This window comes from Lewinella sp. W8, assembly GCF_004375085.3.
Lineage (GTDB): Bacteria > Bacteroidota > Bacteroidia > Chitinophagales > Saprospiraceae > Neolewinella.
In genome coordinates this window covers 33638-60580 of sequence record NZ_SNAQ03000002.1, presented here as the reverse complement: position 1 = coordinate 60580, position 26943 = coordinate 33638, and the positions used below count along the sequence as shown (strand labels likewise).

Annotated in this window: 20 protein-coding genes; 12 read left to right on the top strand and 8 right to left on the bottom strand. The window is 56.0% G+C overall.

Going from position 1 to position 26943, the window contains the following annotated elements; genetic code table 11:
- Window positions 1–7 precede the first annotated feature (7 nt).
- From E1J53_RS02780 to E1J53_RS02765, 4 genes are all read left to right on the top strand, one after another.
- On the top strand, window positions 8–2005 hold the full coding sequence (locus E1J53_RS02780; RefSeq protein WP_368671728.1) for a glycoside hydrolase family 65 protein: 1998 nt from the start codon (window positions 8–10) through the stop codon (window positions 2003–2005).
- Between the two features lie 5 nt (window positions 2006–2010).
- The gene (locus E1J53_RS02775; RefSeq protein WP_134271690.1) at window positions 2011–2577 is read left to right on the top strand and encodes a hypothetical protein; all 567 of its coding nucleotides are present in this window, start codon (window positions 2011–2013) and stop codon (window positions 2575–2577) included.
- A 9-nt stretch (window positions 2578–2586) separates the two neighbouring features.
- Window positions 2587–2916, top strand: a complete 330-nt coding sequence (locus E1J53_RS02770; RefSeq protein WP_134271691.1) for a TraR/DksA family transcriptional regulator — start codon at window positions 2587–2589, stop codon at window positions 2914–2916.
- A 72-nt stretch (window positions 2917–2988) separates the two neighbouring features.
- Window positions 2989–3432: a hypothetical protein gene (locus E1J53_RS02765; protein ID WP_134271692.1), complete on the top strand. Its 444-nt coding sequence runs from the start codon at window positions 2989–2991 to the stop codon at window positions 3430–3432.
- 19 nt (window positions 3433–3451) lie between these two features.
- On the opposite strand, the gene E1J53_RS02760 is transcribed toward E1J53_RS02765, so the two are convergent.
- Window positions 3452–3778, bottom strand: a complete 327-nt coding sequence (locus tag E1J53_RS02760) for a tetratricopeptide repeat protein (RefSeq protein ID WP_134271693.1) — start codon at window positions 3776–3778, stop codon at window positions 3452–3454.
- Between the two features lie 56 nt (window positions 3779–3834).
- Between E1J53_RS02760 and E1J53_RS02755 the strand changes: the two genes are divergently transcribed.
- Both E1J53_RS02755 and E1J53_RS02750 read left to right on the top strand, forming a co-directional pair.
- Complete coding sequence (locus E1J53_RS02755; RefSeq protein ID WP_134271694.1) at window positions 3835–5130, top strand: folylpolyglutamate synthase/dihydrofolate synthase family protein; 1296 nt, start codon at window positions 3835–3837, stop codon at window positions 5128–5130.
- Window positions 5131–5211: 81 nt separating this feature from the next.
- Window positions 5212–5952 (top strand): hypothetical protein, encoded by a 741-nt coding sequence (locus E1J53_RS02750; protein ID WP_134271695.1) that lies wholly within the window; start codon window positions 5212–5214, stop codon window positions 5950–5952.
- Window positions 5953–6617: 665 nt separating this feature from the next.
- On the opposite strand, the gene E1J53_RS02745 is transcribed toward E1J53_RS02750, so the two are convergent.
- From E1J53_RS02745 to E1J53_RS02730, 4 genes are all read right to left on the bottom strand, one after another.
- Window positions 6618–7694: a beta-ketoacyl-ACP synthase III gene (locus E1J53_RS02745; RefSeq protein WP_134271696.1), complete on the bottom strand. Its 1077-nt coding sequence runs from the start codon at window positions 7692–7694 to the stop codon at window positions 6618–6620.
- Between the two features lie 379 nt (window positions 7695–8073).
- The gene (locus tag E1J53_RS02740) at window positions 8074–9558 is read right to left on the bottom strand and encodes a VCBS repeat-containing protein (protein ID WP_173021346.1); all 1485 of its coding nucleotides are present in this window, start codon (window positions 9556–9558) and stop codon (window positions 8074–8076) included.
- 23 nt (window positions 9559–9581) lie between these two features.
- The gene (locus tag E1J53_RS02735; protein ID WP_134271698.1) at window positions 9582–11540 is read right to left on the bottom strand and encodes a cytochrome-c peroxidase; all 1959 of its coding nucleotides are present in this window, start codon (window positions 11538–11540) and stop codon (window positions 9582–9584) included.
- A 119-nt stretch (window positions 11541–11659) separates the two neighbouring features.
- Entirely contained in the window at window positions 11660–13564 is a 1905-nt protein-coding gene (locus E1J53_RS02730) for an alkaline phosphatase PhoX (protein ID WP_134271699.1), read from the bottom strand.
- A 480-nt stretch (window positions 13565–14044) separates the two neighbouring features.
- Here E1J53_RS02730 and E1J53_RS02725 point away from each other — a divergent pair, with 480 nt between their 5' ends.
- Together E1J53_RS02725 and E1J53_RS02720 are read left to right on the top strand one after the other, a co-directional pair.
- Window positions 14045–14686 (top strand): response regulator transcription factor, encoded by a 642-nt coding sequence (locus E1J53_RS02725; protein ID WP_134271700.1) that lies wholly within the window; start codon window positions 14045–14047, stop codon window positions 14684–14686.
- A gap of 8 nt (window positions 14687–14694) precedes the next feature.
- Window positions 14695–17835 (top strand): triple tyrosine motif-containing protein, encoded by a 3141-nt coding sequence (locus tag E1J53_RS02720; protein WP_134271701.1) that lies wholly within the window; start codon window positions 14695–14697, stop codon window positions 17833–17835.
- Between the two features lie 31 nt (window positions 17836–17866).
- Here E1J53_RS02720 and E1J53_RS02715 read toward each other — a convergent pair whose 3' ends face one another.
- Window positions 17867–18835, bottom strand: coding sequence for a DUF6624 domain-containing protein (locus E1J53_RS02715; RefSeq protein ID WP_134271702.1), 969 nt, complete (start codon window positions 18833–18835; stop codon window positions 17867–17869).
- Between the two features lie 62 nt (window positions 18836–18897).
- Window positions 18898–20274, bottom strand: coding sequence for a hypothetical protein (locus E1J53_RS02710; protein ID WP_134271703.1), 1377 nt, complete (start codon window positions 20272–20274; stop codon window positions 18898–18900).
- A 156-nt stretch (window positions 20275–20430) separates the two neighbouring features.
- Here E1J53_RS02710 and E1J53_RS02705 point away from each other — a divergent pair, with 156 nt between their 5' ends.
- Window positions 20431–21333 (top strand): DNA/RNA non-specific endonuclease, encoded by a 903-nt coding sequence (locus E1J53_RS02705; protein ID WP_134271704.1) that lies wholly within the window; start codon window positions 20431–20433, stop codon window positions 21331–21333.
- On the top strand, window positions 21320–22876 hold the full coding sequence (locus E1J53_RS02700) for a helicase HerA-like domain-containing protein (protein ID WP_134271705.1): 1557 nt from the start codon (window positions 21320–21322) through the stop codon (window positions 22874–22876). The genes E1J53_RS02705 and E1J53_RS02700 overlap by 14 nt, the downstream gene beginning before the upstream one ends.
- Window positions 22877–22992: 116 nt before the next feature.
- Here the strand turns inward: E1J53_RS02700 and E1J53_RS02695 are convergent, their stop codons facing one another.
- Complete coding sequence (locus E1J53_RS02695) at window positions 22993–23916, bottom strand: hypothetical protein (protein WP_134271706.1); 924 nt, start codon at window positions 23914–23916, stop codon at window positions 22993–22995.
- Window positions 23917–24396: 480 nt separating this feature from the next.
- Between E1J53_RS02695 and E1J53_RS02690 the strand changes: the two genes are divergently transcribed.
- Both E1J53_RS02690 and E1J53_RS02685 read left to right on the top strand, forming a co-directional pair.
- Window positions 24397–25902: an OmpA family protein gene (locus E1J53_RS02690; protein ID WP_173021345.1), complete on the top strand. Its 1506-nt coding sequence runs from the start codon at window positions 24397–24399 to the stop codon at window positions 25900–25902.
- 529 nt (window positions 25903–26431) lie between these two features.
- Window positions 26432–26932 (top strand): hypothetical protein, encoded by a 501-nt coding sequence (locus E1J53_RS02685; RefSeq protein WP_134271708.1) that lies wholly within the window; start codon window positions 26432–26434, stop codon window positions 26930–26932.
- Window positions 26933–26943 lie beyond the last annotated feature (11 nt).

Below are 26943 nucleotides of genomic sequence, written 5' to 3'. Positions count from 1 at the left end.
CATCCTCATGATTACGGGAATGAGTTGGGCTCCGCTCCGGGCCCAGTGGACCATTCCCGCCACGGACATTGACCCCGATAACTATTACGGCATCACGGTGGCCAATGGTATGGTGGGATTGGTCTCCAGCCCAGAACCGATGAAGGTACAGGACGTCGTCCTGAATGGGGTCTACGATAACTACCAGCGGGGACGGGTGTCCAACATCCTGAAGACCTTCAATCACATGAATATGGAACTGGACGTGGACGGTATGCGGGTGGGGCCGCAGCACATCAGCAACTTCCGGCAGGAGCTCAATATGCGGACCGCCGAACTGGTCACCAGCTTTGAGGTGGGGGATAAAGTGTCGGTAAAACACACGTTGATGTCCTTGCGGCATTTGCCCTTTACGGCGATGGCGCAGGTGCAAATATCCGCCAAAAGAGCCGTGGAGATCAGTCCGATTTCCGTGATCGAAGCCCCGAATCACTTGCGGGACGTCCGGAACACCTACAGCGAAATTGATCGTCCGCATGTCCTCATTGGCCTGATGACCAGTTTTGCTGATAGCCCGACCGGCGCCCATCAGGTAGCCGCCTCCACCAGCTTCATTTTTCCCGAAGCGCACGGTGAGGAGCCGCGGGTGATCCACGAAGACTGGGACTTTAACCGCCACCTGGCCAAATTCCGGAAATCTTTGGCGGCCGGCGAGACGTACACCTTCGCCGTCGTGGGCAGTTCGGTGGCCAGCGAGCATTTCGCCGATCCGCTCAACGAAGCGGAGCGGCTGACCATCTTCGCCAAGCTCGAGGGCATGGACCGCCTGTTGCGGCGGCACCGGGAGGCCTGGACGGAATTGTGGAAGTCGGACATACAAATCGAGGGGAACCTCCGCGATCAGGTAGCGGTGCGCTCGGCGCTCTATCACCTCTACAGCTTCGCCCGGGAGGGCCAGGCCTACAGCCTGAGCCCGATGGGCCTGAGCGGCCTGGGCTACAACGGCCACGTATTCTGGGATACGGAAATCTGGATGTACCCGGGCTTGCTGGCCCTCCAGCCCGGCATGGCGCGGTCCATCATGCAGTACCGCTACGACCGCCTGCCGGCGGCCCGGATGAACGCCTTCGCCCACGGCTACCGCGGGGCAATGTTCCCCTGGGAGAGCGCCGACGACGGTTCGGAAGACACGCCCGTCTGGGCCCTGACCGGCCCCTTCCAGCACCACATCAGCGGTGACGTGGCCTGGGCCATGTGGAAGTACTACCAGACTACGGGCGACAAAGAGTGGCTACGATCCACCGGCTGGCCCGTGATCATGGAGGTGGCCGATTTCTTCGCCAGCAGGGTGGAGCGCAACGGGCCCGGCGCTTACGACATCAAGAACGTCATCGGAGCCAACGAATGGGAGGAAAACATCGACAATAATGCCTACACCAACGGCATGGCCATTACGGTTCTACGGCTGGCCACCCAGGCCGCCGGAGTGGTGGGGGTGACGCCCGATCCCGACTGGGCCCACGTGGCGGAGAATATCCCCATCCTCAAATTCCCGGACGGCACGACCAAGGAGCACGCCACTTTCGATACCGCGTTCATCAAGCAAGCCGACGTTAATCTGCTGTCGTGGCCAATGGACATCGTCCGTGATCCCGCTGACATCCGCCGCGACCTGAAGTACTACGAACCCCGGCTGAGTCCCGACGGCCCCGCCATGGGCGCGGCCATCCTGGCCCTGCTCTACGCCCGACTGGGAGAAGAGGAAAAGGCCTATGAGCTCTTCCGGAAGAGCTACCAGCCCAACGAAGTGCCCCCCTTTGGCGTCCTGGCCGAAACGGCCGGCGGCACCAACCCCTACTTCGCCACCGGAGCCGGCGGGATGCTCCAATCCGTCATCTTTGGTTTCGGCGGACTGGAGTTCACCGACCAGGGCATCGAACAGCGCGGCGGGTGGCTGCCAAAATCCTGGAAGTCATTAACCATTTCGGGGGTAGGACCTGAAGGCAAAACCTTCACGGTAGAGTAGGGGCGATGGAGAATATCCCAACACCGCTGTCGAGACTTGACGTCTATCGCCTACTTACTTCAACGAAGCTCGACCGAAGGATTTTCGAGCAAGTCTTTTCCCGACACGGGTACGATAAAACAGGGCAAATTTTCCAGCATCTCCGCGCTAGGGGCTGGCTGATCGGTGATTTCCGGGAAGGCCTGCGCGTAGCGGAAACAGTAAGGGTGGAGTACGCTCCCGTGCGGAAAGAAGTGGAAGCGCTACTGTCCGATCTGAAAAATTTCTTAACGGCCTGGCTTTTGGCCCACCATTCCGGTGCCGCATTGGAACATTCGACAACGGGAGCCTTCTTCTACGATGACACCAACAGCATTTACCGCTTCCAATTGATTGAATACCGGGGTGAATTTGTCTATCAAGTTCGGTTCAGGAATCAACTCATCGCTTCGGATGAGGAAGCATACCGGCCCCAGAGTTTCTACCTGGAACCTCCACTGCAGCGGCACACGGACTACCTGGGCAGCTTGTTGAGGGCACAACTGGACTGGGCCGCTCACCTCAAGGAGATTGGTCACCCGCTCCGTAGTTAGCTTTATGGTATGATTGACAAAGAACAACTGGCGGCCAAACTGGACGAACTCATCGCCGAAACGGAACGGAAGATCGCGGGTTACGAAGAGATGTCGGCTCCCGTTTCGCCGGACGACGCCATCGGCCGGGTATCCCGGATGGACGCGATCAACAATAAGGCGGTGGCCGAAGCCGCGCTGCGCACCGCGCGGCGGAAGCTGGATAGACTGAAGACGATGCAGTCCAACCTCGATGATCCGAAGCTGGGCATTTGCAAGCGCTGCGGCCGGCCGATTCCCACCCAGCGGTTGCTACTGATGCCCGAAAGCCCCTTTTGCGTGCGTTGTGCTTCCGCTTAAATAGGCACTTTGGGACAGGTAAAACGAGCAAATTGGCCATCTCCGCGTTCCGGTAATATGGAGCAGGCAAGAATGAAAGTTTATCTGGACGACCTCCGAGCGGGGCACGCCTACATCGAATTACTCCCGGCGGGAAGTGATGACGGAGACGTTTACGGCTTCTATCCCGCCAAATTTGATGAGAAAAAGGAGGTTCTGCTCGGGGAAGGACAGTTGCGCAAGGACCGCACAAGGCTGGAGAAAAACCGGGCCGCAGCGGACGTGCGGCAAATCGCCAAGACGATCCCCTTATCCGGGGAAGAGTTTGAGCGATTGAAGCAATTCCTGGCCAAACAAGAGCAAAATCCCTCTTTTTACTTTCTCGTCGGGTATAACTGTATTGATTTTCTGGAAGACGCCTACGCGGCGGCCAAAGAGCAGCCCGAGGATAAGCTGATGGACCGATACTCCGACGATGAACTGGACGAACTGGGCTACGTCGGTACCTACGCCAAATGGCGCTTCATTGGAGGCTAACTTAACCAGCAACCAGCAACTAGCCAAAATCCTCCTCGTCGCCCAGTTCCATGCGAGCACCGGCCAGCTCGCTCATGGCGTGGCGTTCGCCGAGTTTTTTACAGATTTCAATGCCCGCGGAATAGACCCGCCAGGCGGCGGCTTCTTCTTGTAGTCGCTCCAGCGTTTTGCCGAGGTGGTAGTAGGTGCCCACGTATTCGGGTTGATCGCGGATCAAGGCTTCGTAGATGTCCTTTGCACCTGCGTCCTCGCCCACTTTTTCATGTTCCTTGGCCAGAGCAAAACGTAGAAAGGCGTCGTTAGGGCTCTGGGCCAAAAGTGCTTCAATCTGGGCTTTACGCGACATGGTCAATCTTTGTGTTCGGACGTTTGTTAAGGTGTAACGCTTTAAACTGAATTTAGATGGCCGACTACCAGGCGACGATCGATTATCTCTTCACTCAGCTTCCGATGTACCAACGCGCGGGCGCATCGGCGATGAAAAAAGACCTGACCAACATCCGCATCCTGCTGGAATGGTTGGGCAATCCGCACCGCGACCTCCGCTGCATTCACGTGGGCGGCACCAACGGGAAGGGGACGGTAAGCCACCTCCTTGCGGCGGCCCTCCAGGCCCACGGATACTCCGTGGGGATGTACACCAGCCCCCACTACAAGGACTTTCGGGAGCGGATCAAGATCGGCAAAACGCTGATTCCCGAGCGGGAAGTGACGGACTTTGTGGAGCGCTTACGGGCCGCTGCCCTCGATGTCCAGCCCAGTTTTTTCGAGATCACGGTGGCGATGGCCTTTGATTACTTTGCCCGGCAGTCGCCCGATTGGTGCATCATTGAAGTCGGCCTGGGAGGAAGACTGGACAGCACCAACGTCATCACTCCGGCCCTGTCCGTGATCACCAACATCGGGTTTGATCACATGCAGTTCCTCGGGGATACGCTGCCCCTCATCGCCGGGGAAAAGGCCGGCATTATCAAGCCCGGCGTGCCGGTGGTCATCGGTGAAACCCACCCGGAAACGGAATCCGTTTTCCGCGACAAGGCCCGCCAGGAGCGGGCACCCATCGTCTTTGCCGACCAGGCCTACCGCATCAAAACCCTGCGGGCCGAGGAGGGAAGTCTGGATAACCAGTACAGCATCGGCATGCCCAACCTGGACCGGGAACTCAAGATCACCACCGACCTCTCCGGGCCCCATCTGGGCAAGAACCTGCTGACCGCCTACGCGGCCCTGCTGGCCCTCTACGGCAAGGGATTACTGCCCAACGGAGAGGCCATCCTGGCCGGCTGGCGCAAGGTGGCGGCCACCACCCACTACCTCGGTCGCTGGCAGGTGTTGCGGGCCTCCGGCCCGCGCGCAATCGCCGACAGCGCCCACAACGCCGAAGGGCTCGGGCCGGTGGTCGATCGACTGGTGGCCTTTGGTAAACCCCTCCACATCGTCCTCGGGGTTGTGAACGACAAGGACCTGAGTAAAGCCCTGCCCCTGTTCCCGACTACCGCCAAATATTACTTCGTCAAGGCGGACATTCCCCGTGGCCTCGCCGCCGACCAGCTCCAACTCGCGGGCCGGGCCTACGACCTGATCGGGGAGGCTTACCCCAGCGTGGCGGCGGGCTACGCCGCCGCCCTCGAAGCCGCCGATGAAGAGGATCTGGTCTTCGTGGGAGGGAGCATCTTTACGGTGGCGGAGGTGGTGTGAGGGGGTGATTAGGCGCTCAAAAAAATTACGTGGAATAGTAGTTTCGTGTACTTTGTGAAGAGTTAAAGCCTAATTACACCTATGCATATCCCTTTTTGTGAAAAAATCCAAACGGCCGGGTTCATCATCCTATTTGCGTTTCTCTCCTGGACGCAACTTTCAGCGCAATTCTCCTTAGTAGTTGAGGGAGGAGCCAGGACAAATACTGTTAAAATGTATGGGGATGGTTCAATACCATTTGTGCATTCAGAAAGTATGATTTCTCCTACAATTGGGATCCGTGGAAATTTTAATCTATTCAATTCCAAATGGAGTAGCCAGATAAGATTGTTTTCTACCGTTGGAAAGCACCATTTCTTGAATACTACCCTGATTTACTACAGGACTAATGAGTATCAGGACAACGTCAATTACGAATCCATTACCTATGACTTCAGAATGAAAATCATCGGTACGGATTTGATGGCTTTTTACCGCCTTGGGAATTCGTTCAAAATTGGGGCAGGAGCGCAGGTTTTTCATCTAAAGGCTCCAATCTCACAAATTATCTGGGGCGAGTATAGTTTTCGACTGCGAGATCAATCTGGGAGTAGCCCAGTATATGAAGTTTTTGATGAGCCGATATCGCAGCGAAATGATATGGTTTTCGACGAATCATTTTTCCAGGTATTACCCGTAATAGAATTGGGGTGGCAATCAGGTCGTTGGAGCTTGTTTGGGAATGTCAGACTTGGTATGAATGAGCAATCGACAGCCTTTAAAGTAAGGGAAGGACCTACCTTTAGTGGGGGCGTTGGCTATTCATTAGTAAAAGGAAAATGACCGTCCTTATCCCGTCTGGAACCGTTATTTAGCAAAAAAATTTTCACCCTATACCAGTCTTCGTTATCTCGGAAATTATTCATTTCGTTTCCTTTTTTGATCCCCCGGTGGCACCCTCAAAGGAATCGGCCGACTTCGTCAGGCCGCTGGGCTTCGAGGTGCCGTTGAAGAATAACTTTCCGTAGTGTCTTATCGAACGCAGGCCATCTAACGCCGAGACCTGCGAGCAGCATTTCGGGCCTCCGGCCCAGTATAGACAGCTCGGAGGACCGGCAATACTACTTTCCCTAAAACGCTCCTTCAAGCCGTCGAGTGAAACGAGCTGCTCGTAGGTGTCGCGAATGGTCAGTTTTCCCTAGTTAGGTAACAAGCCCCAACTACTTCAAACATCAAACGTCATACCTCAAAAATCAAAATGACCGTCCCGGCCACCAGCCAGAACGGTCATTCTTATTAAAGGACGTGATCCGTAACGTTTCAAAGGGCACATTGTCCGTCCGCGCGTTCCGCCGACACGATCAATTTTTCCTCGTCAGGAATCAACTCCCAACTACGTCAAAGGTCAATTGACCATTATGGCATTTAGCTGGTGATCAATTACCCCTCGTCAGGAACTAACTCCCAATTACATCAAACATCAAACATCAAACGTCAAACATCAAACATCAAATCCCCCACTTCATTACCGCAGCGCCCCAGGTAAAGCCGGCGCCGAAGGCCGCCAGGGTAACGACGTCGCCCTTTTTAACCTTTCCTTCCCCGTAGGCTTCGCTCAGGGCGATGGGGATGGAGGCGGCGGTGGTGTTGCCGTAACGCATGATGTTGTTGTACACCTGGTCTTCGCGCAGGCGCATCGTTTTCTGCACGAACTGGTTGATGCGCAGGTTCGCCTGGTGGGGGATGAGCATGTCGAGATCACCCACCCCGAGACCGGCTTTGGTGAGGGTTTCCATGATGACTTCCGGGAACTTCCGGACGGCCATTTTGAATACCGCCTGCCCCTCCATGTGGGGGAAGATGCGGGCCTTGTCGATCATGTCCTGGTTAAAGAAGTAGCCCCCGTATTCGGGTTCTCCGTATTCGACGTCGAATCCTTCGATGGCGTACTTCTCCAGGAAGTAGCCACCGTGAGCACCGGGGTAGATGTAGCTCAGTTTTTCGGCGTAGGTGCCGTCTGAGTGCATGGAGGTAGCCAGTACGGCCTTGCCTTCGTCTTCGGTGGCTTCGATGATCACCGAACCGGCGCCGTCGCCGAAGATGACCGAAACGTTGCGGCCGCGGGTGGTAAAGTCAAGTCCGACGGAGTGCACCTCGGCACCGACCAGCAGAATTTTCTTGTACATACCGGAGCGGATGTAGGCGTCGGCGGTGGACAGTCCGTACACGAATCCGGAGCACTGGGCGCGGATGTCCAGGGCGGCAATTTCCGTGTTCGCGATGCCAAGCTCCCGCTGCAGAAGGACGCCCGCTCCGGGGAAGTAGTAGTCCGGGCTCAGGGTGGCGAAGATGATCAGGTCGATCTCTTCCTTGTCGATTCCGGCACTGGCAATGGCCTTCTCGCTGGCGTTTACGGCCAGCGTCGTGGTGGTTTCTTTTCCCTTGTCGATGTAGCGGCGCTCCTCAATTCCCGTGCGCTCGCGAATCCACTCGTCACTAGTCTCCATCACTTTCGTCAGGTCATGGTTGGTCACCACATTTTTCGGTACGTAATGACCGATTCCCGTAATCGTACTAAAGGGCATAATCGTAGTTTAACTTTTGAAAGGTGGGCTAAGGTATGATTTTATGGATTAGCAAGTGAAAATTCGCTGGACTGGGTGACCGCCGGAGCCTCCTCCCGGTGAATTTGTGGGTGAGGTCCGGGTTCCGCTATGCTCGTCGGGATCGTTGATTGCTAAGGAAATACAACGGTCCCGAGTTCCGTAGTGGTCGTCGGGATCGTTGATTTCTAAGGAAATGCAACGGTCCCGAGTTCCGTAGTGCTCGTCGGGATCGTTGATTTCTAAGGAAATGCAACGACGTGCTTGTGCGACTAGCCTTTGGGCAACGGCGTGCAGGTGCCGGGGCCCTTTGGTGGGGCAGTGAATTGGGGTTTTTAGAGATATTACTCCGGTGGTTGGTTTACCTGGCCCGATTCTCCCAGAAAATGAAGGGTAGTCCCTGTTTAACCCATCGGTCTACCTCCCCACGATCCGGGACGGTCTCCATTGCCAGGGAACCGGCCAGGAGATCGAGGTCCCCGTCCCGGTCCGGATCTCCCGCGGCCAGGCGAATCCACCGTCCCGTACCGGCCGCCGGTAAGGCCTGCGCCGTCCATCCCTGCGGCTGCTCCCGCTGGAAAAGGACGGCATTGCTGGCCTCCGGTCCCCGATAGTCCGGGAAAAAGGAAATGGCGGCGATGTCCTGGTCACCGTCCAGGTCGAAATCGGCGACTACCGCGTCGTAAGCGCCCGGAAAGGGAATAAAAAGTGCTTTCTCAAAGCGGCCATTCTCGTCGCCTAAGAATACGCGAATGCCGTGGTAAGGCTTGAGGACGGGATAATAGTCGGCATTGTCTCCGTTTACGTAGAGCAGATCGGGATATCCGTCGTGGTTCCAGTCAATTTTGCGCAGGGCACTAGAACCGTAACTCGGAGGAAAGGTCAGTACTTCCTCACCAGACGACAGCTGACCGTCGGAAACGGTGAACCTTACGATGGATTCCCGCCCCTGTCCAAACAGCACCAGATAAGTGCTGTCGGCATACTCCGTAATCACTTTGATGGCCCCGGGTACCTCCCGCAAATTGGTACGTTGGAAGCCTCCCGTCGGACTGCGATCCCACCGACTGAAGGCTCCCGTCCACTTGCCAAACTCCGTGACCAGCAGCTCCCTTTCCGGATCCTCGTCGAGTTGGGCTGCAACCAAACTGGTGGGGCGCTGCAGGCCTTCGGCCAGACTGGTAGCCCCCCGTGGCCCGAGGGCCACCAGTTTGCCACTGGGGACATCCGTCGGGGAGAACGACCCGATAACCGTACCGTAGGCGGTGCCATCAATCTCCAACAGATCGGTAAGGCCGGGTCCCGTGGCCAGCTGGAAGCTTGGCCGGAGGGAGGTGTCGAAGGCGAAAAGTCCTCCCTTGTTGATATCCGCCATCAACAGGCTCCCGTCCCGGCGAAACCCCACGTAGCTGGCGCTGGGCGGACTCATGAAAACATCCGGAAAGCGTGCGGTGAAATTGGCTTCACCCACGATTGGGAGGAGCGTAACCTCAAGCTGCGCGGGAGCACTTGTGAGGTAATGGTTCCGGATGCGCTGCCATTCCTCCGCCCTAAGGGTAGGCTTTACGGGATAAATATTGGCCTTCAGCAGTTGTTCCCTTGCCCCTTCGTTGGCCGCCAGTAACTGGGCCCTTTCCTCCAGGAAAGCGTAAATCCCCATGAAGTGGCCCATTCGGGGCAGGATGATGGTGTCCCAGATACCCCGGGGTAAGTCTGCTGCTTCGGGTACCGCATGGCACCCGCCGCAGGCCATAACAATTAACTCAGCATCATCCAGCGATGCCGTGGCGGAGGTGACGGGCTCGCCCGGTTCCCCCCGGCAATAAAGGAGCGTCGCGAGGAGCAAAGAGACGATTGTAATTCGCAGTACTAATGCGTACCCCCCGGTTTTCTTTGGTTCCATTCCGGATGATTGGGGAAGGTGGGCAATGTTTCGGGTTGGTGATTCAAGTGCTCAAAGTCGTCGAGGCTTTCGAGGAAGCTGATCACGTCGCTGATCTCCTCGGTGGTGAGCTCCAGGGCGTCGGGCGGGAGCGTTTGGTGCGCTAAATTGATTCCAATACCCGCTCCGCCACCGCGGTTGTAGAAATCCATCACCTCTTCCAGGGTATCGTATACCCCGTTGTGCATGTAGGGTGCCGTCTGGGAGGCATTACGCACCGTCGGGGTTTTAAAGGCAAAGGCGTGGAAGTAAGCTTCGTCCCGCGGGCGTCCACTGGCGATCCGTCCGGGATCCCCGTCTACGGTCGCATTTTCCCATATTTTGGTGGCGGGTACTCCCAGCACTTCAGATTCGCTTTCGGCGTAAAAGGGAGGTACCAGCCCATTAAAGGAAGGGGCAAAGTGACAGGTGCCACAGGCGGCTTTGCCCATGAAGAGATTGAAGCCCCGACGAACCTGCTCCGCAATTATTTCCCGCTCCCCCCGGGCGTATTTATCAAAATCACTGTTCATTCCCCGGAGACTCATGACGTAGTGACTCAGGGCATCACTAATGCTCCATTTGCTCAGCTGGTAGCGGGGTTGGTCGGCGTAGGCCTCCGCAAAACGGGATACGTACTCGGGGCTTTCTTTTAGCCGTTGCTCAATGGTCAGAAAGTCCGTGGCAAATTCGTGTTTGTCCGCCACTACGTGGGCCATTTGCCTTTCGAGGAAGGTTTCGCGCAGGTCGTAGAAGTATTTTTCCGCATAAACGCTGTTGATCAGGGTGGGGCTGTTCCGGAGTACGGTCTTTGTTCCCTCGCTGGAAAGGCTACGGGGCAGTCCGTCGGTAAATGCTTTGCCGGGGTGGTGGCAGTTGGCGCAACTTTGCTTCAGATTACCACTCAGAATGGGATCAAAGAAGAGTAGCTCGCCCAGTTGCCGACGGCTTTCCTTTTGGGTGCTCTCCGTCAGGTTGGCGAAGTATTCGGCCGAAAGCCAGTCCGGGCTGAACAGGTAGGGTGCAGACAAATTGGTGGGGCGAGGCATCCGGTTAAAGTCTCCGGCGGATTCAATTTCTAGCGCGGCTTGTGCCCGGGGAAGATTCTTCGTGAGGGGGTTGATGACTTCCCGCAGGAACCGTAAGCGATCAAATGCATCAAAGTTTCCCCCGCGGAGTTGGGACCGCCCGAGTTGAAAGGCTTCGAGGATGTCGCGATTGACCGTAGGGGCCTTTTCTCCCACGGAAGGTGCGTACCGCAGATAAGCCTGCTGAAGACTTTTCAGGGCGACGAAAGACTCTGGTAGTGCGGCCCCCGAACCGGGCGTATCAAATCCCGTAACTCCGAGTGTGAAAATCCTCACCACCTCTTCCCGGCTGGCCTCGAAGATATGCCGGTGCTGGAGTTTCAGCCCCCGCATCTGTTGGTGTAGCTTACGGTAGTCTTCCCGAAGTTTTTTTAGCAATTGAGCTACTTCTTTACGATCGATTTCGTCGGAGAAAACCAACTCATCCAGGGTTTGGAGCCCCGAGGGTTCAAGTACGATCACTTCAGGGACACTGGGCTCGGTTTTGGGCAGGGGAGCTCCGTTCAGGTAGCGCTTTACGGAAGCGGGTTCGGCGTATTCCAGGAGAAATTCAACCTCCTTGAATTGCGCCCTGGTTTCCAGGTGAAGTCTTCTGATTTCCTCGCTGGAGGTCGCCAGTTCATCAACGGCACGCTGATAATTTTCCAGGGTGACCGCAAAGTCGTCCAGATTCTGGTGGAATTCCAGGGAGGTTTTTTCCAGCGCGGAAGACATCTGGTCGGTAGAGGGCAGAAGATGACCGACCCCCAAAGCATAACCAAGCGGAATGAACCCCGCCGCAAAGAGGACCAGACGTATAAAAAAGGATAAGAGTGACATGGGGTAAAAACTTAAAAAGACGCCGGCGGGAGATTCTCCCACCGGCGCATAACTGATTACCAATTGCTCATTCTTAATGATTCAGAAAGAGCATAAACCGGAAAGGATTTACTGGTAGCTTACTGCTTGACCAGTTCTACAATTTCTCCTTTGGCACTGCGGAGGTAGTAAACACCCGCGGGCAGGTGAGCCACGTCGATCTGGTTGACGTTACGGTAGACCCGCAGCCGCTGTCCCTGGTTATTGTACAGGGCAACGTCCTGAATGTCGTTGAAGTAAACCTGCTGCAGGGTAGGGTTGGGGTAGATACCGAAGGTGTCGTTGTCTTCTACGTCCGGAGGAAGGAGACTGGACACCGTCAGGTCATCAAAACCGTGGATGGCAAAGGTCAGGGAGTGGTTGTAGGGGAAGGGGTTCGTAGTACTTGGGTGCTGGCTGTTCACCAGGAGGCTTTTGCCGTCGGGCGTTGGCATGGCTCCCGTAATTTCGGCGCCGAGTGGAGTAATGGAAAGGCGAATCAGGTCATCAACGGTGGCGCTATCGATGCTCAGATCGAGTAGGAAAAGCTCACACATCCGGTGGCGAATGCCAAGTCCGGCGCCCGCTCCGGCGGCCGTGTTTTCGAAGGGCATCCGACCGAAGGTTTCTCCGTTCAGGTCTTCGCAAATTACCAGGAATTGCTTGCCGTCAATGGTCATCACGTTGAGGCCATCAGGGTTCGACAGGTGCTTTTCGGGGTAGTCGGCCTGCATGGGGCTTTCCTCAAAGTAGGGGCCACCCTCGATGGCTACGTAAACCTCTTCGGTTTCGGGGTCGTAGGCCAGGACGCGGCCGTAGTAGTCCCAGTACTCAGCGGTGCCGGGGTCGGCAACACCCTGCTCCATGGCCCGGGCCACGTGGTGAGGAGCGTAAACGGCACCCTCACTGGCTTCGTCGGCCCAGCGACCACCGGGGTTGTCCCGACCGGTTTCCGTCCAGTAAATGATTCCGGTAGCGGGGTCAATCGCTACCCACTCATTCCGGTTGTACATCGTGGCTCCGACGGCGACGGCTTCGTCGGTCAGGTTCAGCATTTTGGTGGCGTCCTGGTTGTCGATGGTGATCCACTTCTCGTCGGCATCGTGCTTGTACACCTGGGTAACGCCGCTGGTGAAGTCTCCGGGCGTGTCGGCAACGAAACGGAGCCAGAATCCGGGCGTAGCGTCAACCCCGAGGTAGATGTACTTATTGTCGGCGGAAACAACACCTCCTTCGAAGCCCTGGCGGCCCCAGTTGTACTGCTTCCGGATGGCTTTCGCCTGCCGGGGATCGATTTCGACCATCCAATTGAAGTTTTCGTACTTGGGAATGGTCAGGCCGTCGAAGGCCGGAAAGTCGGGGGCATCAATCGTCCACTCGGCGGTGTCACGGACACCCTGGTTGGTGCTGGAACCGACCCGGACGGGGTAGTTGGAGGTACCGGCAGACGTATTGTTGATGGAGGCATTGCCGGAGCGGAACCATTCTTCGGCGGTCCAGATGCGGCCGTCGACGATGGAGCTGATGCCGCCACAGTTCATGCCAGTTTCCCCAACGGTGTTGGCGAAGTCAACGTTGAAGAATTTGCCCTCGCGGCCGTCTTCCAGCGTTTGGTCTACAACGTTGAGCAGCCCGGTAATCTCGTCGCGCTCAACGCGGAAGACGGTCATGCCACCACCGTCGCCGATGCGGTCGTCACGGTAGATGGTTTCGTGGTTTACCGAAATCCAGCCGAGGCTTTCGTCGGTATTGTCGGGGGTGAACCCGATAAAGTCATGCCATTCTTTGGCGTGTGCCTGTCCGGCTTCGTTACCGTAGGTTGCCGTGGTTTGTACCATGTCTACTCCACCAACGAAGAGGACCTGAAGGGAGAGTGGGCTACCCGGCATCTCCACCCGGGTAGGGGTGTAGTCTGCGGGAGCGTCGATTTCGCCCGGGAATACGAGCTGGGCCTGCAGGGCACTGCCCAATAACATTGTAATAGATAGTAGGAGAAGTGATCTCATAGTGGGTTTGAAGTTTTAATCCTGTCACAAAGGTCTCTGTGGCCCCTTATGCAGTTTTTACCTCACTATTAGCCCTGGTTTACGAATCGCGGAGATTTGTTAAGCGTTCATTTTTAGTATGTTAATTGCTTAAGCTTGCCTTAATCTCCCGAAAAGGGATGGTTTTTATCCACATTAAATTGTTCGCGACCGCTCGCCCCTGACTTTATTTTTCAGCCATAAATTGAATGTATGGTAATCATCTATCAAGCTGTTTTTTTCGTTAAGTATTCCGATTGCCCGCTACCGGGGATTTACGCTGAATTAAACTTTTAGAACCGATCTAAATAGCTGGTGGCGTGTTTTGTCTTCCCCTCTTGGTTTCAGTCCGGCTAATTTTTGAGGAAATGAGCGATGGGTAACTCTGATTAGGGAAATAGTCCCCCGCATCCCGTCGTTTCTGTTTTACCTTTAGCCTCCATTCATAATCCCTTCACCACCATGATCCACCTCGGAATAATTGAAGACGAACCCATTATGCTGGCCAGTGTCGAAGAGTGCTTTGAGGCCTCCAGAGACGTGAACGTGGAAATGGCGGCGACCAGCGTCGAGGATTTTCTGGCCGGACTGGACGCGGACAGTCCGCTGAATACCGTCTTGCTGGACATTATGCTTCCGGGGATGAACGGCATTGCGGGAATTCCCCGTCTGCTTGATCGCTGGCCGGAACTGGACATCATCATGCTGACAAATTCCGACGACTCGGATAACATCTTCCGGGCCCTGCAGGCCGGCGCCTTCGGGTACATCAGCAAGAAACGGATGAACCCCAACATCATTCGGGATGCGGTATACACCGTTCACCGAGGCGGCAGCTACATGAGTCCCAGTATTGCCCGGCAGGTGGTAGCTTTTCACAACCAGCAACGCCAGAAAAAGTCCGCTGACCCCACCACCCAGCTTACCCCCCGACAGCTGGATATCGTGCAGGGACTGGTAGATAACCTCAGTTACCGCGAGATTGGCGAACGCCTCGACATCAGCATCGAGACCGTCCGGGACCACATTAAGAATATTTACCGCAAATTGCGGGTGAACTCCAAAATGGAGGTCGTTCACAAAAAATTGAAGGGAGAAATCTGATCGTTGGTTTGTTGCATGCTCCTCGGCACTACCTATTCTTGATTGCCCTGGCCTTTAGCCTGGCCCTGGGGGCACAACCTCCCCGTATCGAATACTTTACGGTCAACGATGGCCTGTCTACCCGGGACATCAACAGCCTCCACATCGGGAGCGACGGTTTTCTGTGGGTGTCGACGATGGACGGATTGAATCGTTTTGACGGGCAGTCCTTCCTCACCGTAGGGCAGGATCCCGGTTTGGAGACCCGGCTCAGCCGTGGAGCCGTAGACAAGGTCCGGGCCGATAACGAAAACGGGCTAATCGTGACCTTTCAGGACTTCTTCGGCTACTTCGATCGCTTTGATCCGCGGGACTTTTCCGTGGAGCAGATCCGGCTGGTCCCCAGCACGGGCGTGCTGGGCTATCCCCGGGCCATTGAAGTGGACGCCCTGGGCCGGGTGTTCGTGGTCACGATTGGCACGGAAGGCACTTTCCTGTACGAGTATACGCCCGATCAACCGGAGGTAAGTGAACAGTTTACGGTCATTTATCATCAGCCCAATGATGCTTGGAAAACCTTCGCTCCCCGGGTGGAACTGCTGCCGCTGAGTAACGGACAGTTTCTGCTTTACGACGAAGAGCACGGCTTTCGCCACCTGGGGGCTACGGGTAAACTCCTGCAACGGCCCCTGAGGAACAGTGTTGGCCAACGCCGCTTTTATACTTTCGGGGAGAGTCCGGACGGAACGGTTTACCTCAGCTTCCGCGACGGCTATCCGCTCTTCCGCTGGAACCCGGAATCCGGCGACCCACCTACGCCGGTTGCGGGGCTCGATGACGGACTGCGCTACCCCCAGCTCTTTCAGGACGAACTCGGACAGCTACTCTTTCTTGCTACGGAGGACATCCTCGGAGAACTACTGGCCGATGAATATTACCTGGTGGACACGTCCGGAAGATTCTCTCTCTTTGAAGAAGCGCTGCCCACGGAGCGTCCCATTGCCGCCATGGCGGCCCTGAGCTTTAAGGAAACGGTCTACGTCGGCCTACGGGAAGGATTGGGCGTAATTGAACGCTACGTCAATCCGGTAAGGAATTATCTGGAAGTCGGCGAGAGCGAAAAGTTTTTCCGCAACAAAATGCGGGGTATCTGCGAAGATGATCGGGGAAGGGTTTACCTGATGGAAGAGGATGGGGTGATCTATACCATGGACGTGGGGAAAACGCTGCTGGATACCTTGCCCCTACGCCAGCAATCGGATAGCTCCAGACTGGATTTTCGCGCCGGAACCTCCCTGATCTATGATGGCGCGCGGCGTGCGGTATGGGGAAGCGCCCAGCCCACCGGTGGAGAGAAGGGAGGAATGCTGATCCGCTATGATTTGACCAGTGGAATGACGCGATCGTTCCCCATTCCATACCCTCCCCAGGTAATGGAATTGGGCGAAGATCAAAAACTTTACCTGGGGGTATCGGATCCCAGTAAAGTGGGGCTGCTGCTGCGCTTTCACCCCGATCAGGAGACCTTTGAGGAAGTGGAGGCGGCCGTCGCTGACTTTTCCCTGTCCGGGACGAAAATCAATGCCCTCAAACGGTTGCGGAGTGGAGATATACTGATCGGGACGACGAACCGCGGCCTGTTGCGCTATCAACCACAAGTGGGGGCGCTGGAGCGGGTCAGCCTGGTGGATGAATCGGGCACCGAAGACCTCACCACGGAATTCTCCGTTAACGTCATCTACGAAGATACTTTGGGTAACTGGTGGATTGGCACCGACGGGGGCCTGTTGCAGTACGTCACGACCAGCGGATTCTGTCGCCGTTACGGAAGAAGCGAAGGGCTCAGTAGCAATATTGTGGTGGGCATCGAGCCGGACTCGACCGGTGGATTATGGTTGTCAACCCAAAATGGGTTGGTGCACCTGCCCCCGGATCTGGAGCAAACCTCCGCCCGCCGTTACTACCGGGAAGATGGCCTGAGCAGCGACCGTTTCCATACCTTATCCCACCATCGTGACCGCACCGGTCGGTACTATTTCGGGGGCGATAATGGCCTGACCGTGTTCCGGGAAGCCGACCTCTCCGCCCGCCGGGCGGGCGCCGACGTGATGCTGACCGAGGTCAGCATTTATGGCCGAAGCTCCGACCGTAAGATCAATCGTAATCTGGAAGAGCTACGGCAGGTGACGGTTTTCGCTTCGGAAAAAAGCATCGCCATATCTTTTGCCCTGCCCGCGGGGCAGCTGCCCAGTAGCAGCCAGTTCCGCTACCGCCTGGAGGGCTTTAATGATGACTGGGTCAGCCTCACGAACGAACGGACCATCCGTTTCAACAATCTCCGGGCGGGAAGCTACCGCCTGCGGGTGCAGGGTGCGGGGGCCAACGGAAATTTTGGGGAAAAGGAACGTACCCTCAACATCTTCGTGCGTCAGTACGTCGTGGAGAAACTCTGGTTTCAAATCGTCATCATTCTCGCCTTTGCCGCGCTGATCATCGGTATTCTCCAGGCGAAACTGCGCGAGAAACTCCGCAACGAGCAATTGCGGACCCAGCTGAGTAGCGATATCCACGACGAAGTTTCCGGCTTGCTGGCGGGCATCACCCTCCAGACCGAACTGCTCAAGAACCGCACGGAGGATGAGAAAATGCAGGAGCGGCTCACCAGGGTGGGGGAGGCCGGCCGCAACGCCATGTCCAAAATGAGCGACGTCATCTGGAGTATCGACTCCCGCCGCGATACGATCGGGAACCTCCTGCAGCGAATGCAGGAACACGCGGATGAGGTCTTGCTTCCCCTGGACATCCGCTACGATTTTCGGGCAACGGGCTTTGACGAAGACCGGGAACTGGCGGGGAACATCCGCCAGGACGTGTACTTCATCTATAAGGAGGCCATCAACAACATCGCGCGCCACAGTACGGCCAGCCGGGTGGACATTGAGCTGTCCCAGGCCGCGCAGGTGTTTGAAATGTTCATTCGGGACAATGGCCGGGGCAGCAATACCAACGGACAGGGCCTTACCGACGAACAACGCACCCGCGTCCGCGCCCAAAAAACGGGACAGGGAAAGGATAATATGCGCATGCGGGCCGACCGCCTGAAGGCAGATCTGACCATCGATGAACGCAGCGGATATACCCTCGTCCTGCGGATGCGGCGCCTCGCCTGATCCCTATCACTACCCACCACCCACTACCATACTATTCTTTCTTCATCGCCTTATGCCGGGCAATGTGTTTATCCGGATCCCAGGTAATGTCCCAGTTGTCGGCGTATTCCTGGATGGGACCCAGACCGACGGTGGCCCGCACGCTGTCAATCTGGTGGGGCTGCTCAATTCTGGCGAAGAACGATTCTCCCGTTTCGGGGTCGCGGCTCACCTGACTACCGTAAAGCTGAGATTTTCCCTGCCGCATGCGCACGCGATCCACCAGTAGGGCCACTGATCGCCAGGCGACTTCGCCCTGGTCCGCCGCAGCGGTGATGATGTCCAGGTACTTCTCCTGCACCGCCAAATCGGCGTGTTGGATGACGAGGAAGGCCGTGCCGGATTGATCGCCAACCATGCTTTTGCCGGGGTAGCCCATTTCGTCGATGATCTCCGTGATGCGGGCCGTATTGGCCTTGTCGATGGGGATTTGGATGGCCCACATGGAGTCCATTTGCGGAGATTGCCAACCGTGTTCCTTGGAGATTTCCATGATCACCTGCCGATTTTCCTGGTCGGAACGGCGAATTTCTGCGAGCTCGTCGGCCAGTTTCTGATTATAATCGGGAAAGGCCAGTTGGAACCGAGTCTTCATTTCTTGATCGAATTCGGTGTCGCGGTAGGGAGCAAACTCCTCGTAATTCTTGTACACCTGCATGCTGCCGTCGGGACTGAGCGAAAAGGCGTGATCAAGGTATTGGGTGAGCAGTTCCTGCTTGCCGGCCGAATGTGCGCAGGCGGCGGCCCGGAGGGTGCTCAGGAAGCTGGTCTGCTTCACCGTAAAGGCTTTGGCGTAGAAGTCTAGGCAGTCGTCAAACTGCCCGTCTTTAAGGGCGGCCTCCCCGGCGGTGACGTTGTCTACGTAGGCGGGGTCGGAAGAAGAGAAGGTTGTCTGGGCGTGGAGTGAGGAAACTAAGGCTAAGGAGAAGGCTAAGGCTAAGGAGAAGGTTAAGGGGCGCATTGATGGGTGTTTTTGGGAATGATGCAAAAAGGGGCGAGAATGGTTGTTTAGGGGGCGAGGGTTTATTCCCTGCCTTGATTCCAAAAATGACGGCTAAGTGTGATGTACAGCATTACTTCTATCGGGGGGATATTGGCCTCTTGTTTTATTTTTTCTAGGGGCGCTTCGATTCCCCGAAAGGTGAGTTCGTCCAAGCCCAAAGCTGCCCGTCTTTGTTCTATCTCATCTTTATTTATTACCGGCCATATTCGCATTACCCATTGGTCATGGTTTTCCTCCGGAATGTTATAGCCAACGGTCCCATAAACCTGTTTTTGGCCGGATAATGCCAAGGCGTGATCATAGTGCTCTGCTAGACAATAATTCAGTCGTAAATCTTGCATTTCTTCTCGAGTTGCCTCTGCAATGAAAATGTCCATGTATTTTTCCCAGTCGCTTGGTTTTGCAACCATGAAGACCCGAATTGGTAGGTCGTATCGCTCCGCCACTAACTCCACGCTTGGGTAACCGACGGAGTCCAGTAAGTTTCGTAATCTTTTTAGGCAAATTTGGTCAAGTACCGCCTGCTGTTTTTGTAGGGTGGTATCAATTAAAAATACATGGTAGGCGTCGTAATGATTGATAGACGGCGAAGTCTCATACTGAGTTTGTCGATAACGGATAAAATCTTCCCAAATCTCATCTAACTCAGCAGCAACTCTAGGGTCGAAGTTGGGAAAGTAACTTTCAATAAGGTCGTTTAAAATGACTTGAAAGTTTTGATCATAATGTATTGGCTTGAATTCGCGGCCATATTTGATCAAATTGAGCGTCTTAAGGGGAGCTAGTAGAAAAGCTTTGCTTAATAGATTTTTGGCCACTTCCAGCTCGCCGACGACCGCCGCACAAGCGGCTTGGCGAACAAGAAGAATGCGGCTTTGTGTCGTTATTTTAGAAGCCCTGGATAAATAACTGTAGGCCATTTTGAAATCACCCGCCCGCATTAATTCCCGGCCAAGACTGACAAAATATCTATAGTCCGGATCTTTACTAATGTAGGTGCTTTTACCAGATTTGGCCCATAGAATATCTGAGGGGAAAGCTTGGTCCATTAACGCATAGATCTGACGAGAAAAGTTAGATTCCCTTAGCCCTTTAAACTCTGGGTAGAGCTCATATACCTTCACTGCCTCCAAAGGGTCGGTAAGAAAGGCATACTTTAGTAAATCGCTCCGCATCTCCACCCGATTGGCTCCCTGGGCGGCGGCGGCCGCGCGCATTACGTCCAGGGTAGTGGATTGCTCCTGTTTGAAGACCTTACGGTATAATTTGATGGCGCGTCGGTAGTCATTCTGGGTCAGGGCTTGGTACGCCTGGTCAGATAGACTGATGTTTTCCACGGATGGTTGAGCGGAAAGCGAAAAGGAGAAGAGAGTGAATAGAATCAGTAGGTGTCGCATAAGGCAAAATAAGTCCACGAATATAGTAGAATACTGAGGGATCAGTTACAATTAAGTTGGAGGCTGCTTCGCGTTTTTGTGACCCAAAAAACCGCACCCCGTCAAGAAATGGACAACATGCCGTAAGTATAAAAATCCCTCCTTACCTTCGGCCTCATGGCAAAATTGCGCAGAAACCACGCCCAGCAGGGAGCCGGAGCTTCCGGAACGACCATCGTCAAGGTGGGCATTTTCGGGGCCATCCTGGCGGGACTGGTGTGGGTGTTTCAGCAATTCGGCGGGGAAACCCCGCCGGAAGACAACCGGGTGGAATACGCCGGCGAAGCCTACATAGCTCCCGCCGGGACCTCCGGACAGCTCATCGACCACGGCGGTTTCCTGCTCAGTTACGACGAGGAATGGGAGCAGGCCGAATGGGTAGCTTACGTACTGGAACGGAAGAACCTCCAGCAGGAGTGGACCGACCGCCCCCGGGATTTCCGCAGCGATCCGCTGGTGCGGGACGGCTCGGCCACCGATAACGACTACCGCGGCTCCGGCTACGACCGCGGCCACCTGGCACCCTTCGCAGACTTCGCCTGGAACCGGGAACTGGCCGAGCGAACCTTCCTGCTGTCCAACATCAGCCCCCAGGCCCGACAGTTTAATCAGGGGGTATGGCGGGAACTGGAGGAGCTGACCCGGGATTGGGCCAATCGCTTCAAAAGACTTTACGTCGTTACCGGTCCGGTAATGACCCAGGACCCCAAGGGGACCATCGGCCGCAATAACCGTATCGCCGTCCCGGCCGCCTACTTTAAGGTACTGCTGGATCTCGACGACCCGGAACAGAAGGGCATCGGCTTCGTCATTCCCAACCAGATCAGCTTCGACCCCCTCTACGATTACGCCATGAGCATCGACGAGGTGGAAGCCATTACCGGCATGGACTTCTTTGCCGAACTCATGCCCGCCGAAACCGAAGCGGCCCTGGAAAGTTCCGGAAACCCGGACCTGTGGCCCTTCAGCAAAAAGAAATTCGATCGTCGGATAAATAGTTGGAACAATGTCAACAACTGATACCTTTCGTCAAGTCATCACCGAAGGCTACACCTTCAAGGGAAACAGCTTCGTCCTGGGCGGCGCCATGCTCGGAGAAGAGACGCTCTCTGAGACCCTAGTGAAAATTCCCCTGGGTACCCTCAACCGGCACGGACTGATTGCCGGAGCCACCGGTACCGGAAAAACCAAAACCCTGCAGATCATCGCCGAGCAACTATCGAAGCAGGGTGTTCCGAGCCTACTGATGGACATCAAGGGGGACCTGAGTGGTATCGCCGTGCCCAGCGGTGGCCACCCCAAGATCGACGAACGACACGAAGCCATCGGTATCCCCTTCACGGCCGGCGGCAGCCCCGTAGAGCTGTTGAGCCTTTCCGACGAACCGGGCGCCAGACTACGGGCCACCGTCATGGAATTTGGCCCGGTGCTCTTCTCTAAGATGCTCGACCTGAACGACACCCAGTCCGGTATCGTCGCCGTGGCCTTCAAGTACGCCGAAGACAACAACCTGCCGCTGCTGGACCTGAAGGACTTCCGGAAAATCCTGCAGTGGCTGACCGGCGAGGGAAAAAAGGACGTGGAGGCCGAATACGGCCGAATCAGTACGGCCAGTACCGGCGCGATTATGCGCCGCATCGTCGAACTGGAAAGCCAGGACGCCGACCGCTTCTTCGGCGAAGTAAGCTTTGACGTCGATGACCTGACCCGCCTCGACGAATTGGGACGCGGCATTGTCTCCATCATTCGCCTGACCGACATTCAGGATCGTCCTAAATTGTTCAGCACTTTCATGCTGCAACTCCTGGCGGAAGTCTACGCCACCTTCCCCGAAGAGGGCGACCTGGAACAACCCAAACTGGTCATCTTCATTGATGAGGCCCACCTGGTGTTTGAGGAGGCAACTGACGCCCTGTTGGACCAGCTGGAGGCGATCATCAAGCTCATTCGCTCTAAGGGGGTGGGGCTGTTTTTCGTCACCCAGAATCCGGCGGACATTCCCAGTGACATCCTCGGGCAGCTCGGCCTGAAGGTGCAGCACGCCCTCCGGGCCTTTACGGCCAAGGACCGCAAGGCCATCAAACTGGCCAGCGAAAACTATCCCCTCACGGATTTCTACGACGTGGATCAGGTGTTGACCGAACTGGGTACCGGAGAGGCCTTCGTGACGGCGCTGGACCGCAAGGGGCGACCGACTCCGCTGGTCCGGACCATGCTGCGGGCACCGGAGAGCCGGATGGACGTACTGACCCAGCACGAAATCGACGATTTGGTGAAGAACAGCACCCTGACCCGCAAGTACAACAAAGAGGTCGACCGGGAAAGCGCCTACGAAATTCTGGAGGCTAAGTTAGCCGAGGCGGCCAAGGAAGAGCATCGCGCGGAAATGGAGCGTCAGCGGGAGAAGGCCCGGGGCAGCAGTTCGCGGTCCCGCCGCCGGGAAAAATCCACCTTTGAAAAGATCCTGAACTCCACCACCACCCGTCAGATCGGTCGGACGGTTGCCCGGGAATTTACCCGGGGACTGCTGGGAGTACTGGGCATCAAGCAACGGCGACGCTAGAGAAACTTGGTGAAGCGGTGACGCTTATTTGGGCGAGGGACCGTGAAGCGAAGCGGAATACTCGGCTCAGCCGGTACAGGTGCAACGGTATTTCTGGGGAGCAGGCTGGGGCTGGGCTACCCGTGTCTCCGGAAGGCCATCAGCAGGCGGTCCGAGAGGAAATGATCGTTGGTGGCCTTTTGGTAATCCCCATAAGAACAGGCAATCAGGCGGTGACGCTCCTCCCCCCGATATTTTTTCGCGGGTACCTGTACCCACCAGCGGTTGCTCTTCGGTGATCGCCAGAAGGTCAGCCGGTGATACTCCGGTAAATCAACCACGTATTCCATGAGCCCCCTGGTGGAGACGGGAAAGTCTCCCTGCCGCCGGGCGATGCCGTGCAGGAAGTACCACACCAGCTGGGCGTAGGCACTGGCCGTCAGCTCGACCTCCGTGTCGGATTTTCCCTCCGGGTTAAAACCGTAGAGCCCGAAGGAGGATAATTTATCGCTGTTGCCGGCGTAGTAGGCCAGCTGGCTGGCCTCGTGGAGGGTGAAGCCGGAGGGCGTGAAGCCGCTCCTGGCGGGGGCCTCCAGATGATTGATCGCGCCGATGTTCATACCGGCCAGGTCGGCATCCCGGATCAGGGGTTCCAGCTCCTCTGGTGCGGCTTTGGCCGCACCCAGCCGGACGTATTCCTGGGAGGTAGCCGCCATCTGGGTCCGGATGGCGGGGTCTACGAGGTGCTGCTGGGCGCCAAGATGAAAGAGGTGGAAGGACTTTTTGGTGCCCTGGCGGTAGACGGCGGTATCCAACACTTCCTTTTGGGCCGCAGCAGGGGACAGCGCGATGCGGCGGTCGATGTGGAGCAGATTGATCTGACGGTTCAGTTCGCCAAAGGCGAGGTATTGGGCCCGAAACAGGTGGTCGCTGCCACCGAGGAGTACGGGAATTATTCCGGAAGAATGCAGCTCCCTAAGCAGCGGAATGCCAAATTCGACGTTGGTCTTACGCAGATCGCCCAGATCGCGCACGCTCAGCTTACCGAAATCCCAACTCATGGTGTAAAGATGTTCGCGTGTCTTTTGCGCGATGGCGGCGTCTAAACCGATAATCGCAGCGGAAATCTTACGGGAGCGGGGTCGTAAATGTTTTCCCAGGCTGTAGGCCGGGAGATCCTTTTCGGGCTTGTCCGGTGGGGTTAACCAAAGATCGTGCATAGTGGGGACCAAGGTAATCACCCCGGCTAAAATGGCGCAAAAAACGCATTTGATAATTCACTAATACGAAAAAAAATTATATCCGGTTACCCAAAAATAGCTACCGTTTCAAAAACAACTACTACCTTTGGCTTATCGAGAGCGCACGTTTTCTTACTTAAAACTACCGTTGCTTTTACGAAACGTACCGCTCCTTAAGCATTCACTACACACCTGCCCCGGCATTATGCTATGACAAATCTGATTTCAACACCCAATCTCAAAACTAAACCTTCCAGAACCGATCCTATGAAATTATTGCAACTCACTTTTACTTGCTCAATGTTGCTACTGTCTTTCGGCCTCTTCTCTCAGGGCACGCCCGTTCCGGCGACGAATGACACGGAGACCGTTGAGACTACCGACATGACCATCGAAGACCTTACCGGCGAAGAAGCCGCGATGGATGATGGTGAGAAAACCGGTACCATGTGGGAATTTGGTATCCGACCTTCCTACATGTGGATTGGCGGCGACGTTGACGCCGGATCCGACTTCGGCGTTGGCATTCACTTGCGTAAATCCCTTGATCATCTTTTCTCTCTGCGCTTTGATGGTCTGTACGGCAATTCCAACGGCGAGAACGAAAACAGCACCCGTCGCTTCGAAAATAACCTCATCAGTGGAACGGGCTTCGTGGTCGTCTCTCTGAATAATTTCCGCTTTAAGGGAGACATCCGCAAAACGAACATCTACGCCATGGTGGGTGCCGGAGCAAACTTCTTCGAAACGGAATACCAGGAACCGGGCAACACCTGGCAGGAGGGCCGTAACCCCATCCTCGACCGGGAATTCTCCGCCCACGCAGCGGGTGGTGCCGGTATTGCTTTCCGCCTGAGCCCCCGGGTAAACATTGGCTTCGAATACCAGGCGCTGGTACCCTTCGGTAATCGCGCAGACCTGCTGGATGGCTACAACGAGAACACGGACCCCACCCTGGGTGGTAACTTCCGCGACGTACAAAACGTCGGCTCCATCAACCTGAACTTCAACATTGGCAACCGGGCCAAGAAGTCTGAGCCCAGCTACTGGGTGAACGCCTTCTCTCCGATCCGCGATGAAATCAACCGCGTAGACGCTCGCGTAGACGATGCTACCCGCGACTCTGACGGCGACGGTGTCGTTGACGCCATCGATCAGGAAGCCAACACCCCCGCCGGTGTTCCCGTAGACACCAAGGGACGCGTGCTGGATAGCGACAAGGACGGTGTGCCCGATTACAAGGATCTGGAGCCCTTCTTCCCCCCCCGCGCCGGTGAGCAAGTTGACGCCAATGGTGTGGTGATCAACCGCAACGATAAGCCAATTACCGAAGACCGCGTCCAGGAAATGATTGACGCCTCCATCGCCCGCATGCAGGCCGGTAACCAGGGTGGTACTACCCGGGTAACCACCGATCGTGGTGAGGTATACCTCCCCATGATCTACTTCCCGCTCAATCAGTCCACCATCAAGTACAGCGATTACGGTACACTCTCCAGCGTGGCGCGCGTACTGCAGGGTAACGCCGGCATGCGTCTGGTTATTCGCGGATACACGGACCGTACCGGTTCCGCCGCCAACAACGAGGTACTGTCTTACCGCCGGGCGAAGGCCGTAGTCGATCACCTGGTAACCCAGCACGGCATTGAGCGCAGCCGCCTCGTACTGCAGTACCGCGGTGAAGAAAACGCCATCGTCCCCCTCGATAAAAGCTACGTAAACCGCCGGGTAGAATTCCTGACGGCCGACGATAACGCCTCCGAAGACGCTGCTCCCGCCGGAGCAGGTTCCGGACGGGGCTACTAAGAACTACCGTTTGTAATCCCTTGAACCCCGTTGCTCATCGGAGTAACGGGAAGACTTCGACCCTCCATCGCTACCCTGATGGAGGGTCTTTTTTTATGCCAGGACTAAGGCTGAGGCTAAGGATGAGAAGGAAGAATGAAGATAGAAGAAGGAAGTACGCTCCTGAAAGAGCTCGTCCGCTCAGGCGCGAGGCACGAGCTGACTGGTCGGCCGAGCGGGCACTGAGGGTAAACAAGAATGAAGATAGAAGAAGGAAGAAGCGTTCATCGGATGCCTCCTGAGCGCAGCGAGGGGTCATCCGATGTATCGATTCTTGGCTGAGGAATTAGGAGACAGAGAGTAGAAGGTAGGTCGAACAGGTGGACAGCTCAGGGGCAAAAAAAACGCCCAGGCTGCTTTGCAGTCTGGGCGTTAGTAAAAGTTCGCTCTGAAAATCAACTCGGTATACGACAACAAGACACCCGCCGTTTAAATTCCGTGGCTTGCTTGAGAAAAAAAATGTAACTTTTTTCAAAATTCCCCGAAAACTATGCACCTGCTTGCCCTTGACCAGCTGATTATTTTCATCCTTTCCGTCACGCTGGCGGGTACCCCACCGGCCCTATCCGTGGCGGCACCCGTGCCCCACGAAGAAGCTGCCGATGGTGGCAATGTCGATATTTCGGGAGTCTGGACGGGAGAACTGTACCAAAATGCCGGAGGCATTGCGGAGCGCTTTGAATTGTCCATGTCGCTGCGGCAGACCGACATTTTCATGCGAGGAACGGCCTACGTCCGGCTCGACGACATCTGGGCCGAAATGCAGCTCAGTGGGAACCAGTTACCCAATGGTTCCTGGCGCTTAACGGAAACCAAGATTCTACGCTCCCAGAAGCCAGATTATCTTTCCTGGTGCATGAAGCACTACGAGCTTCGGGTGAGCTTTACGGGAGAGGGCCTACTACTCTCCGGCCCCTGGTGGGGAAACAGTGAGTTGGGGCCCTGCGTGCCCGGTTCGATCAAACTGCGCAAGAAACAAAAGACGGCCTAGTGGTCCGTCCG